This is a genomic window from Herbaspirillum sp. alder98 (genome assembly GCF_020179755.1).
Lineage (GTDB): Bacteria > Pseudomonadota > Gammaproteobacteria > Burkholderiales > Burkholderiaceae_D > Herbaspirillum.
This window is the reverse complement of record NZ_JAIUCY010000002.1, coordinates 384,082-396,983: the sequence shown is the minus strand read 5'-3', so window position 1 is coordinate 396,983 and position 12,902 is coordinate 384,082. Positions and strand designations below refer to the sequence as shown.

9 protein-coding genes are annotated in these 12,902 nt (G+C 57.5%); 3 read left to right on the top strand and 6 right to left on the bottom strand.

Annotated features, from left to right (window positions below):
* Positions 1-109 precede the first annotated feature (109 nt).
* From LBW87_RS06510 to LBW87_RS06485, 6 genes are all read right to left on the bottom strand, one after another.
* Positions 110-817, bottom strand: coding sequence for an SDR family oxidoreductase (locus tag LBW87_RS06510; RefSeq protein ID WP_225200630.1), 708 nt, complete (start codon positions 815-817; stop codon positions 110-112).
* Positions 750-908, bottom strand: coding sequence for a hypothetical protein (locus LBW87_RS23985; protein WP_225200894.1), 159 nt, complete (start codon positions 906-908; stop codon positions 750-752). Before LBW87_RS23985 ends, LBW87_RS06510 begins: the two co-directional genes overlap by 68 nt.
* Positions 909-929: 21 nt before the next feature.
* Positions 930-1,766 carry an SDR family oxidoreductase gene (locus LBW87_RS06500; RefSeq protein ID WP_225200629.1) on the bottom strand — a complete coding sequence of 279 codons (837 nt, stop codon included), beginning with the start codon at positions 1,764-1,766 and terminating at the stop codon, positions 930-932.
* A 227-nt stretch (positions 1,767-1,993) separates the two neighbouring features.
* Positions 1,994-2,869, bottom strand: a complete 876-nt coding sequence (locus LBW87_RS06495) for an MBL fold metallo-hydrolase (RefSeq protein WP_225200628.1) — start codon at positions 2,867-2,869, stop codon at positions 1,994-1,996.
* 250 nt (positions 2,870-3,119) lie between these two features.
* Complete coding sequence (locus tag LBW87_RS06490; protein ID WP_225200627.1) at positions 3,120-3,875, bottom strand: hypothetical protein; 756 nt, start codon at positions 3,873-3,875, stop codon at positions 3,120-3,122.
* A gap of 312 nt (positions 3,876-4,187) precedes the next feature.
* Positions 4,188-5,276 carry a branched-chain amino acid aminotransferase gene (locus tag LBW87_RS06485; RefSeq protein WP_225200626.1) on the bottom strand — a complete coding sequence of 363 codons (1,089 nt, stop codon included), beginning with the start codon at positions 5,274-5,276 and terminating at the stop codon, positions 4,188-4,190.
* A 155-nt stretch (positions 5,277-5,431) separates the two neighbouring features.
* Here LBW87_RS06485 and LBW87_RS06480 point away from each other — a divergent pair, with 155 nt between their 5' ends.
* The 3 genes from LBW87_RS06480 to LBW87_RS06470 all read left to right on the top strand — a co-directional run bounded on the left by LBW87_RS06480 (position 5,432) and on the right by LBW87_RS06470 (position 12,675).
* Positions 5,432-5,647, top strand: a complete 216-nt coding sequence (locus LBW87_RS06480) for a DUF4996 domain-containing protein (RefSeq protein ID WP_225200625.1) — start codon at positions 5,432-5,434, stop codon at positions 5,645-5,647.
* A gap of 339 nt (positions 5,648-5,986) precedes the next feature.
* Entirely contained in the window at positions 5,987-7,180 is a 1,194-nt protein-coding gene (locus tag LBW87_RS06475; protein WP_225200624.1) for a M48 family metalloprotease, read from the top strand.
* On the top strand, positions 7,177-12,675 hold the full coding sequence (locus tag LBW87_RS06470) for an AAA domain-containing protein (protein ID WP_225200623.1): 5,499 nt from the start codon (positions 7,177-7,179) through the stop codon (positions 12,673-12,675). Before LBW87_RS06475 ends, LBW87_RS06470 begins: the two co-directional genes overlap by 4 nt.
* The last annotated feature ends 227 nt before the right edge of the window (positions 12,676-12,902 follow it).

The following is a 12,902-nucleotide window of genomic DNA, read 5'->3' as shown; positions in this document are numbered from 1 at the left end:
ATAAGGGGACGCTCGCTTTTGATTAATCCCCTGGCTGTGCATGGACTTATGAGCGGGATTCATCAATGAACTGTCGGTGGCCGACTCATCGGTGACGGCGCTTCAATCGTCACCCCGGCGCGATGTTTCCGATGGCTTGCAAATCATCGATGACATGGCTGGGCTCGTTACGACGCGGCATGTTGTCCATGTCCAGCACCGCGTCGAGCGCGCCTGGAACGTCCGGCGCAAGCGATGCAAGCAGGGTGCCCAGATTTTCTTGCGCCGGACCTTTTTCGGCAACCAGTTCGAATGTCTTGCCGATGGCGGCGTCGAGCGACAGTGACGCGACCAGCACATCAGCAATCTGCTGGCGCGCGATCACGCCATCGGAAGGATCGCCAGCCTGTCGCCTGTCGCCTTGCAGCAGGTTCAGCTTGTGCTGGTCCTCGTCGTTGTAGTCGAACCAGCCGGGGCGCACGATGGTGTAGCGCAGGCCACTGGCGCGCACCAGGCGTTCGCTTCGCCGTTTCCAGTCGTGCGCTTCGGTGGCGCGATTGTATTGACCGTCGCGGTTGGTCACGCCGATGGCTGTCATCAGGGCAATGCGGGCGGGCCGCCCGTTCAGCGCCAGCAGGGCGGCCCGAACCGCACCATAATCGACGCTGCGCGAGCCGGTTTTTCCAGAGCCGCTGGCGCCATGCGTAAAGACAATCGCCTCGACATCATTGACCGCCTCGGCAAGGGCGTCGGGGTTGGTCACGTCACCTTCAAGCAACTGCGCCTGGCTGGGCAGTATGCGACGTGCCCGGCGCGCATCCCGGGTCAGCGCGCGCACCGAAAAACCCGCTTCGATCGCCTTCAACGACCAGGCGGCCAATGCTGCCCGTGGCGCCGATCACCAGCACCGTCTTGATCTTGTCCGACACGGTCTTCTCCTGATGATAGGGTTATTGCGCCGGCTTGGGCGCGAGCTCGCCGAACCAGTAAGAAGCGGTGACACCGCCATCCATGAGAAAGTCGCTGCCGGTGATGAAGGCGCCATCCGTGCCCATCAGCAAGGCTGCCACCGAACCGACTTCGTCGGGCGTGCCGGCACGGCCTGCCGGACTCAGTTCGATCATGTTGCGGTAGCCCGCACCGCGCGGCCCGCTCAGCTCATCCTTGGCCAGCGGGGTGATGATGATGCCTGGGCTGATAGTGTTGACTCGGGCACCGCGCTTGGCCCAGCGGACCGCTTCAGCCATCACGCGCAAGGCATTGCCGCGCTTGGAGAGTTGATAGGCATGCAGCGAATCGGTGACGACATCAGCTGCCAGGAATGGCAGGGACAGCAATTCGTCGGTCGGCGTCATGGCCAGCGCCGTACTTTGCTCGACCGTCAGGGGGCCCAGGCGATGGCCGGATTGCGAGGCGATCACCACGCACGAGCCGCCACGGGTGATGACGTTGCCGAATTCCTCGAGCACCAGTGCGGTGCCAAACAGGTCGACCTTGAGGATGGTTTGCGGCGTTGCCTGCGATGGCGATACGCCGGCGGCATGCACCACACCGAAGACTTGCCCCATCGACGTGGCTTTCTGCACCAGCAACCGCACCGATTCGCGAGAAGAGATATCGACACTGGCCGCCTCCACCTCATAACCGGCATTGGCCAGCGTTTCGGCGGCTGCCTCGGCATTCTCGATGCGGATGTCCGCCAGCAACACCTTCTTGCCGACGCTAACCCGGCGGGCGATAGCCTGGCCGATCGAGCCGGGGCCGATCACTACGATGACGTCTTTCATGCTTGGCTCCTGAATCCAGATTGAGCCTTGCATGCTACGCCCGTGCAATTGACCTGATAAGCCATATAAACCCGCATGGACTTATGACATGATTTCATTAATAAGGATGTGGATCGACAACGGCAGCTTCGCTGGCGCGCCATCGCATCGAAGGCGCGGCGGTCACCAGGGATGGCGACTGAAACAGGATCGCCATCCAGGCGATCCTTGAGCCGATTCTTGCCGTATCAGAAGGCGTCGAGGGGAATCTTCAGGTAACGGGCGCCGTTATCCTCCGCTGGGGGAAGCTGGCCGGCGCGCATGTTCACCTGGACCGATGGCAACATTAATACTGGCATATCCAGCGTGGCGTCACGCGCGGTGCGCATGGCAACGAATTCTTCTTCGCTGATGCCGTCGCGTACATGGATGTTTCTCTGGCGCTCCTCGGCCACGGTCGTGACGAACTGCAGCTCGCGCCCGCCGGGACAATAGTCGTGGCACAGGTAGAGCCGCGCATCGGCCGGCAGACGCAAGACCTGGTTGATGGAACGAAAGAGGGCGCGCGCATCGCCACCCGGAAAATCGCAACGCGCCGTGCCGTAGTCGGGCATGAACAAGGTGTCGCCCACGAAGGCGGCAACGTGCGCATCTTCTTCGATGATGTAGGTGATGCAGGCCGGGGTATGGCCGGGGGTATGCAGCACGCGCACCTGAAGGTTGCCGATGTGGAACCGATCGCCGTCGGCGAAGAGGTGATCGAACTGGCTGCCGTCATGGGCAAACTCGCTGCCGGCATTGAACAGCTTGCCGAACACGTCCTGCACCTGGCGGATATGCTCGCCGATGGCGACGCGGCCGCCCAGCTTGCGCTTGAGATAGGGCGCAGCAGAGAGGTGATCGGCATGGGCATGGGTCTCGAGGATCCACTGCACCGATGCGTCCAGGGCCCGAACGCGTTCGATCAGCAGGTCCGCGCTGCGGGTAGAGGTTCGTCCGGACTTGGGGTCGAAGTCCAGTACGCTGTCCAGCAGCGCGCATTGCCTGGTGGCGCCATCGAGCACGATGTAGCTGACGGTGCTGGTGGCCGGGTCGTAATGGCCTTCGATATGCAGGTTGTCCATCTGTCCTCCTTGTATAACGGTCAGATGGCTGTCACTAACTAAAATTGCGGCAGCTCGCTCTCACCTTGATGCCGGTGGCAATCACATATCACGTACCGTAACACGGCGATGCGATTGCGTGGCAGCGGCCAGATGAGTGCGTGCAGATTTCGAGACGGACCGGTGTGCTTGTCGACGAACTGTTAGCGATCGGAAGACATTTGATCGCAAAAAATGTCCGTCAATGGCACGCTGTTCCGACTCGAAGAACTTACTTGACTGCAAGGGCCGGCGGGGGCAAATCAAACGTCTGCCGGAAAATACTGTCGGCTTGCTGGTTCGCGTCTTTGGCCAGCGATTCTGCCGCCACGGTGGATGCGGCCTTCAAGCTGTCGAATGTGCTGTAGGTTTCACCGTTGTCACGCTTGCTCAGTTCCATCGATACCAGGCGTTTTCCGGTGGGGTTGCGCAGCGCGAATTCCGTTATTGCGGTCGATTTATAGGACGCTGTAGCGGTTTCGGCCGTATATCCGCTTGTCACCCGCAAGATCAACCGCGCAACGCCTGGTTCACCATCCTTGACATCCATCAGTGAGGTTTCCTGGGTCGGCCGTTCGACGGCTGTCACGATGACTTCGCGGCCGGACTTTCGGATCAGTGTGGCCAGGTATTCCGCCTGCGCCGCATTGAGGTCAGGTGTCTTCGCGTCCTTGAGCAGCGCCATGAATTCCTTCGATCTCGCCTCTGTTCGTTCCTTGAACGTCAGCTTGCTGCTGGCTTCGATTGCCGCGCCGGCAATTGCGCCGAACACGCCGAAAATCCCGCCTATGCCCGATACGGACGAGCCCCCGAGATCCATCACGACATAATGTGTCGGGTGATAGAAAATCTCGACTGCTGTTATTTTTTCGATATCTTTGCGAGCTCTTTCTTTTTGTTCAACCTGTTTCGGTGCGCTCGCGCAACCCGAAATCAAAAAGACGATACAGGCCGTAACCGTAACGAGGAGGGAAGAGGTTTTTTTCATTGCGTGTTAAATAAGTTATTGCAGTTGACGGACTGACACGAAACAGGCTGATCGTGGCCAATAACTTTTGGCCTCACATCTGCAGTCGCTATAAAACGAATTCTTTAACGAATTAATGACGAAGTTACAAGACGATAGTAATCAATTCAATTAAGTTTCCGTGCGTCAATTATAACCAGGCACACTAACATTTACTTACAATTTGATGCCTGTCTGCAACACGATCTGCGCAAAAAATGCGGACATAAAAAAACAGCCTTGGAAAACCAAGGCTGTTCTGCAGTTTCCTGCGACTAGGCAGGATGGCGAATGTCAGGCGAGTCGCTTGACCCAGCCAAAGGTATCTTCGGCGGCGCCGCGCTGGATGTCCAGCAGGGCGTTCTTCAATTGAAGAGTAACTTTTCCAGCCTTGGCATCACCGATCGAAAACTCCGACGTGGCGCGCTTGACGTGACGAATCGGCGTGATGACAGCGGCGGTGCCGCAAGCGAACGCCTCAACCAGCTTGCCGCTGCGGGCATCGGCTTCCCACTGCTCGATGGAATACTGCTCCTGGCGTGCCTCGATGCCCAGGCTCGCTGCCAGCTTGAGCAGCGAATCGCGTGTGACGCCGGGCAGGATGGTGCCGCCCAGGGGAGGGGTCTGGATGGTGCCGTCCTTGAAGACGAAGAAGATATTCATGCCGCCGAGTTCTTCGACCCAGGTCTTGTCGCGGCTATCGAGGAAGACCACCTGATCGCAACCTTGACGCTGGGCTTCGGCCTGGGCCGCCAGGCTGGCCGCGTAGTTGCCGCCGCACTTGGCTTCGCCGGTGCCGCCGATGCCGGCGCGGGAGAAGTTCTCGGAAACCCACAGCGAGATGCCGGAGTTGCTGTCCTTGAAATAGTCGCCGACCGGGCAGGCCAGCACGAAGTAGGAATATTCAGTGGCCGGCTTCACGCCCAGCACGGCCTGGGTCGCAAACATGACCGGGCGCAGGTAGAGCGACGAGCCGCGTTCCTTGGGGATCCAGTCCTTGTCGGTCAACGCCAGCTTCTGCACGGATTCGAGGAAGACCTCGACCGGCAACGGCGGCATCGCCAGTCGCTCGGCCGATTTTGCGAAGCGGCTTGCATTGGCCTCCGGGCGGAACAGCGAGATGCCGCCATCCTCCAGGCTGTAGACCTTCAGGCCTTCGAAGATTTCCTGGGCGTAATGAAACACCAAGGCGCTGGGGGGAATCGACAGCGGGGCGTACGCCGCGATCTGCCCGTCATGCCAGCCGTCGGCGGCGGTATAGCGCGCCTTCGCCATGTTGGCCGAAAAGACGCTGCCGAAGCCTGGATTCTGCATGGCTGCAGCACGGATATCGGCAGGAGTTTGTACGGCGTTCTGCGTGGAGAAGAAATTTTGTGTAGTCATTGCCAATAACATCATCAAGAAAAGAATAGGGGAGCGAATGCGTCGCTAACTGACAAGGATACCTGATTGGGGCGCATGGGGCGTACCTTGAGCCAACAGATCTCCGGATTGCGCCGGACTGGCTGTCCGTCCGACCTGAGGCAGTCACTCCACTCTTGCCGAAGCGGCCGGTACGGCTTTTGGTCAACACGATGGCACTGGATATCGATAGCGGGCACCCCATGGACCTGGCCGGGCCTTATCTGGATACGGTGGCGGTCCTTCATCCTGAGCAGGTGTGGGGCAAGCTGATCGAGAGCGGGGTGAGCATCATCCAGACGGATGAGCCGCAGCGTTTGCTGGCGTGGTTGAAGCGCCGGAAGTTGCGTTGATGGCGGGAATTGATTTAAAGAGAGATAAAGAACCTCGATGTGAAATTTTCGTTTAAACGGATACACGTAAATCCGATGCTTAAATATTAATTTCACTTAAACATAAGGTCCGAAAGAAAGGTCCTTGTATTGCGATAGATCCCTTGGAACCAAAGTGTTTTAACAATGGCGATCGCGAACGTAAAGTAAGTATGCTGAGAGCCACATCACCGCAATTGAAAGGCAATTAATAGGTTGCATTGAAGCGAGCGTTATTCCCCCCTTCATTCCACAGCACGTCCTGCTACCCCATGTTTTTCCTTGTAGAATCATCGGCAAAATACAAAATACTGGGGTTGCATGAATCCGTCTCGGCAGGATCGCGGTGCGCTGACGCCGCTCGATTATCACGTAACTGTTGCAAACTACCTTCGCCACAATGAACCGGAAGTCTGGCAATGGGCGTCCTCACGCACCAGCCGGTCAGAGCAACTGGATTCATTGCGCGCCGCGCTGCTACGCGACACATATCGCATCGATCCGCAGGCCCATGGCGATGTGCATGCCATATTGAATACAGCGATGGATCGACTGGGCATCAATGCGCCGGCCACCCTCTACCAGGCCTCCGGGCAAGAGATGAACGCCACACTGTATTACGTACCCGGTGAGGTTCACATCATCGCGCAAGGGGCATTGCTGGAGCGATTGTCCAAGGATGAATTGCTGGCGGTGTTCGGTCATGAGTTGGCGCACTATCTTCTTTGGTCGCGGGATGACGGCGGTTTTCTTGTAGCCGAACGCATTCTGGCAGACGCAGTGGCGGCTCCCGGCTCAGCTGCCAGTCTCTCGGAAACTTACCGACGCTACAGGTTGTATACCGAGCTCTTCGCTGATCGAGGCGGGGCCGTTGCATGCGGTGCCGTTGCACCTGCAATTTCAACGTTGGTAAAAGTAACAACTGGCATCAGTACAGTTGATGCTTCAGCTTATCTCCGTCAGGTCGAAGAAATCGAATCCAATGAGACCGCAGCCAGCGATGCGCGCAGTCATCCGGAAGCCTTTATCCGCGCGCGTGCGTTGGACTTATGGTGGAACGGTAGTGCAGACCTGGGGCGCTGGCTTGCGCTTCGTTTGCATGGCCCATTGAGGCTGGAAAGTCTGGACTTGCCTGGGCAGATCCGCCTGCAGCAGCTGACGCGGGGTTTCTTGTCCCACTATCTGACAGGCTCGGGGCTGGCCAGCGACGCCGTGCTTGCCCAAATTCGAATGATGTTCCCTGACTGGAGCACGGACGAGCCCACGGTCGGACCGCAGGCATTTTCTGCGGCGCATGCGGATGACAGCATCAGGGACTATCTCAATGCTCTCATGCTCGATCTTGCACTGGCCGACGCCGACCAGCAAGATGTCGCTCTGCTGCGCGCCGGTCGCATCGCTCAAGAGATGGGAAGCCTAGAGCGGCTGCAGCAGAACCTGCGCCGTGACGCCGGTTTTGGCAAGCGCGAGCTGGATCGCTACAAGCGCCAATTGGCCAAGGAGATCTCGGCATGAGCGAGATTGTTAATACAAGTGCGGCACCTCACACCTTGCGCGAGCTAATCAAGGCCCAAGCGGGTGACCTGCTTTCGAATGACGACTTGCTGGTGCTGGCATTGCCGCTCTTTCAACAAGTCGCTGCTGTCCATGCGCAAGGTAAAGTCGCCTCGCTGGACTGCGACAGCATTCTGGTGAGCAAGGACGGCACACTGTGTTTGCGGCAGCCGGACGGACAGGCGCCTGCGATGGACATCGAGACCATTCATCGCCTGCAACCGCATTCCTCGTCTGGCCTGAACATTGTCGGTGTCTTGCAACGCGAACACGGCGCCGATGGCATGCGCTCACAGAGCGACCTTGTGTTGTTAGAGGACGAAAGCGTTCTGGTTGAGCGACCGGTTTATCTCAGTGGCCCCGCCAGTTGGGAACTACGCGTCGGGCATCACGACGAGATTGGCGATATTTTTCTGCTTGGCATGGTATTGGCAGGCTTGGCATGTGGGCTGGATTTTTCAGACCCGGATGATCTGCGTGAGTTTGTTACCCACCGCCATAATCTGTTCCGCCTGCACGAGCGACTGTCGCCCATTATCGCCAGCGTCATTGTCGAAATGACTGAGATCAATCGCCACGAGCGAGCTACCGACGTCTCGGCACTGGCAACGCGCCTGCGCACCTGGCGCGATCAGCCTGCGGTATTGGATGTTGATCGTGCACTGGCCGGTGCGTCGGGAGCCACGTCGCGCCGGGTTGCCGTGCTGACGCATCTGCGCGACCGTCTGTTCGATTTATCGCGTCGCAATCGTCTGCTGTATTTCCGGCCAACCAGCGCCAATGTCAATCTGACCGTTGCCAGCGTGCCGCTGATGCTGCAGATCGAAAGTGTAAAGGCTGAACATATCTGTACTTGGGGTGGTCCGTTCGCAGAGCAGCTGGTTGCTGGTAAGACGGTCTCTTTGCAGAACTGGCTGCGGTTCGACGATCAGCCTTATTTACCTGCGACCCTGGACAAACTGATTTCGGAAACCCGCCACGACCGGGCCGAGTTCGGATTCAGCAATCTGCGACTGGTGCTTGCGTTTCTGCGTTGGCATAACCTCAAGGAAGCGCCAGATGAGCGTATTGTCACGCCATTGCTATGGTTGCCGGTGGAGCTGGTCAAACGCAAGGGTGTGCGTGACCAGTACGTCATCCAGTGTTCGTCAGGAGAAGCTGAATTTAATCCGGTACTGCGACATTATCTGGCGCAACTCTATGACATAGACTTGCCCGAGACGGTCGATCTGGGCAAGACTTCGCTGACGCAAATCCATGGCGATTTGCTGGCCAAGATTCATCGTTCCGAACCCGCGGTTGAGTTGCGGTTGATAGAAAAAGCATCGATTCGTATGGTCAGACAAAAGGCCATGCAGCGTATGCAGCAATATCAACGACGACGACCGACAGCAGGGCGAGCGCGTAGTACGGCCAAAGGCTGGCTGCCTCCCTATAGTTATTCCCGTGAAGATTACAGGCCACTCGGCCGGGCGTTGTTTGAACATTGGGTGCGCCCGAGCGAGCTACCGCAGCGGTTCGAAGCCGGAGCCGGTTTGCGCCAGCCGCATATGGCGGAGTTAGCCGATGTGGCGCCGGCGGAAGAGCAGGGCGAACGCGTCGGGTTCATGCTGGAGGAGTCCGAAGGGCACCGTTATGCCTGGGATCTTGACCTCACGCAAGTTACGCTGGCCAATTTCAACTACAAGAAGATGTCGCTGGTGCGAGACTATGCGCAACTTCTCGATGAATCCGGGGACAATCCAGCTTTCGACCGCGTATTCTCGATCGAGCCACGCGATCTGGACACCAGTACTCCGGACAAGCTCAAGCCGCAGGAGCAGTGGAATGTGGTGGCGTCCGATGCCACCCAGAACGCGGCGGTCGGGCTGGCGCGCACCCAGCGCAGCTTCATCATTCAAGGTCCGCCGGGCACCGGAAAATCCCAGACAATCACCAATTTGATCGCAGACTACGCGGGCCGTGGAAAGCGAGTGCTGTTCGTTTGCGAAAAGCGTGCTGCACTTGATGTGGTGTTCCATCGCCTGAAGCAGAGCGGACTGGAGCAACTTTGCAGTCTGATCCACGATTCACAGGCAGACAAAAAGGCGTTTATCGCCGATCTCAAGTCATGCTATGAACAATGGATTGCAAGTCCGGACGAGAACGACAGCCTGTCGACACAGCGTGCGGTCGTGGCGAACGCCCTGGCAGAACAGCAGCACCGCATCGATGCCTTCGAAATGGCCATGGCGGATATTCCCGCCAGCCTTGGCGAGAGCGTACGCAGCGTGCTGCGTCGGCTGGCGCAGTTGCCGGCAGCACCTGAGGCCGGAGCCGCCATAAGAGAGCGATTGCCAACGCTTTCGCTGTGGGATCAGCATCAAGAATTGACCCAGCGCCTGCATCGCAGCATGCGTGAACGTTTCGGCCTGGATTCCCCGGCGCGGCATCCTTTTGCGAGCTTGTCCGCCGCTATTGTCAATGAGCAGGCGGCGTTCGCAAAGATAGAAGGCTTATGCTCGGATGCGGAAGCCTTACTGGCGACACTTGACCCCTTATTGGAAAGTCCGGAAAGCGTCATCACGCACGCTACGCGACTAAAGGATGCCTGTGCCATTGCTGCCGACAGTCGTCGCCTGGTCGACCATGGACTGGCAGGACATCTGGAGTTACTCGATGTCGGCTCACCGGCTCAGCTCGCTTTGAGTGAAATACGCAACGAGCTGGAACGATGTGCCGAGGTCTTGACGACGGCGCAATCCGCGACGGCTAACTGGCGCGACAAATTGCGGCCCGACGATACTGAAACAGCGTTGACTCTGGTAATGCAAATGGAACAATCCGTTACCAGATGGTTCAAGCCGGCATGGTGGCGATTGCGCGGCGAGCTGAAGCGACGATACGATTTTTCCAAGCATGCGGTGCATCCCAGCTACAGTAAAGTGCTGCAGCAACTGCAGGCAGAGCATTCGGCCGATGTCGCGCTATCTAAGGTCGATGAAAATGGATGCCGTCGATATGGTGTCAGCAAAATGCAGACGTTCGTGCAAGCATTGGCAGAACTGGAGTTTCGCTTGCAAGCCTCCGACGGGCCACGCCTGTTGATCGACCGCTTGCGTTCAGCGGACGATCCAATGATGATCGCTCGCGCCCAAGCCGGCGCTTATGATGCATTGACAAAGCTGGCCGCGATCTTCGCCCAAGGACTAACGCCTAATGGCGCGGAAAGTCTGGAAAGCATCGCTGAATTGCTGCGAGATCTACGCGAATCCCTGGACGATTTACCGGACTTGTTGCCGTCATTGCGGGCAGTGCATGCAGCCGATCCCAGCTATGCGGCAGCTCTGTTTGGCGTAGACGCGCCGCCGCAGTTTCTGGAAGCGCTAGTGGCTGACGAGGCGCTGTGCCAACTGGAGCGAAAACATCCGGTACTGGCACGCTCCGGTGGCGCCGCTTTGGCGCAAGCCGCACGTGCGGTGGCCAATGGTCAGCGTGAACTGCTGGCGATCAATGCTCAGGCGATCAAATCTAATCTGCACCGACTTTTCATCGATCACGTCCGCAAGGCTAGCCTTTCGGCAACGCAACTCGATGCCGAAGGTAAATCGTTCAAAAAACGATACGCAACAGGCCGCCGCGAACTGGAACATGAGTTTGGAAAGAGTATGCGCTACCGTTCCATCCGCGACCTCGCAGATGGTGAGACAGGTGCCGTCATCAACGATCTCAAACCAATATGGCTGATGAGTCCGTTATCGGTTTCTGACACATTGCCGCTGTCGCTGGATCTGTTCGATGTCGTCATCTTTGACGAGGCCAGCCAGATACCGACTGAAGAAGCAGTGCCGGCATTAAGCAGGGCTCGACAAGTGATTGTGGTCGGGGATGAAATGCAGTTACCGCCGACCAGCTTCTTCACTGCGGCAAGCAATGGCGATGAAGATGAAATCCTGGTGGAAGAGGGCGGAGAACGCATTGCGATCAATCTTGACTCTGACAGCCTGCTGAATCAAGCCGCACGCAACCTGCCGGCAACCTTACTCGCGTGGCATTACCGGAGCCGACACGAAGCACTGATCAGCTTCTCGAATGCAGCATTTTATGACGGCAGGCTAGTTACCATTCCGGACCGCCTGCTGGAGACTCGAACTGAGGCCGTCCCTGCCTTGCGTTCCGATCAGACTGACGCCGGCACACAAGGCGCCGATATTCTAATGGCCAGCCCGATCAGCTTCCACCAGCTGTCCGACGGTGTCTACTCCGACCGATCCAACCTGGCGGAAGCTCGTTACATTGCCTTGTCAGTACGTGAAATGCTACGCCGTGAGACAGGACTCAGCCTGGGCATTGTGGCGTTTTCTGAAGCACAGCAAAACGCCATTGAGGCGGCTCTGGATACGTTGGCTGCAGAAGATATCGATTTTTCCGCGCGGCTGGAGCGTGAATATGTGCGCGAAGACGACGATCAATTCAACGGACTTTTTGTTAAAAACCTGGAAAACGTTCAGGGCGATGAACGCGACGTCATCATGTTGAGTATCTGCTACGGACCCGGCCCCAATGGGAAGATGCTGATGAACTTCGGTCCAATCAACCAACGCGGCGGCGAAAAACGTCTGAACGTCATTTTCAGTCGTGCGCGTCACCGTATGGCGGTGGTGTCATCGATTCAGGCGGAAGCCATCACCAACATTCACAACGATGGCGCGGCTGCATTGCGTGCTTTCTTGCAATTTGCACAATCCAGTGCTGCGGGTCGTTTTGAGCATGCGCAGTCGATCCTGGGCGCGCTCAACCAGGGAGCGCGCAGCGCTTTCGCGCAACAGGCATCGCCAGACAGTATTCGCGATGCGCTGGCCGATGCACTGCGTGCACGCGGTCACCTGGTACACGCCAATGTCGGACGGTCTCAGTTCCGCTGTGACCTTGCGATTGCAGGTGCCAAGACAGGTGCCTACGAACTGGCCATATTGCTCGATAGCCCCTCGCAAGCTGTCGCAGACACGACTGAGCGCTATGTGTTCCGGCCCGCCATCTTGGGCAGCTTTGGTTGGAAGGTGCTGGATATTCCAGGCAAGGACTGGATTGATGATCGCGACGCAGTACTGGCGCGCATCGAGGCTATGTTAGCCGACGGTAAAGACCGGGCGCTGGATGTGGAAACCGCCTATGAAGCGTTGGTGCCGGCTGCTAACACGGTAAATACGACCACGAGAGATGTGACCGTCGCCGGTCATCATGAAGAGACAGCCGAGGTTCAGCGTACTCGCTCACTTTCGTTCGAACAAGGCGGCTCAAGAAAATTCTGGCGGGCCATGCAGAAGGGTGCGGACGTGAGCATCAGCTACGGTCGCATGGGATCAAACGGGCAGACTATTTTGAAGCAGTTCGACTCGCCGGAGCGAGCGCAGCGTGAGATGGAGAAGTTAATCGCTGAGAAGTTGCGTAAGGGCTATGTTGATTCGGAAAATTAAGGTTTGAAGTCGGAAAAAACGTTTCGAAGACAAGGCTGCTATTGGTCAGATAAGGTAGGAAATGCAGTACTCAGAAAATGTTTCATAAGAAGCTGTGAGCCTTGAATTACACAAAGCCCGCTAGAAGCGGGTTTTGTGTTTGGCTTGGTGGCATCAGGTAGTGGTAGGAAGGAACTGAATTTTTGACAGCCAATCGCGTATGTTATTTTACATAATACAAATTATGC

Excerpts from the sequence above, each read along its gene's own strand:
- LBW87_RS06490 (WP_225200627.1), bottom strand. The coding sequence starts at position 3,875 with ATGAAAAAAACCTCTTCCCTCCTCGTTACGGTTACGGCCTGTATCGTC.
- LBW87_RS06475 (WP_225200624.1), top strand. The coding sequence starts at position 5,987 with ATGAATCCGTCTCGGCAGGATCGCGGTGCGCTGACGCCGCTCGATTAT.
- LBW87_RS06470 (WP_225200623.1), top strand. The coding sequence starts at position 7,177 with ATGAGCGAGATTGTTAATACAAGTGCGGCACCTCACACCTTGCGCGAG.
- LBW87_RS06495 (WP_225200628.1), bottom strand. The coding sequence starts at position 2,869 with ATGGACAACCTGCATATCGAAGGCCATTACGACCCGGCCACCAGCACC.
- LBW87_RS06485 (WP_225200626.1), bottom strand. The coding sequence starts at position 5,276 with ATGACTACACAAAATTTCTTCTCCACGCAGAACGCCGTACAAACTCCT.
- LBW87_RS06500 (WP_225200629.1), bottom strand. The coding sequence starts at position 1,766 with ATGAAAGACGTCATCGTAGTGATCGGCCCCGGCTCGATCGGCCAGGCT.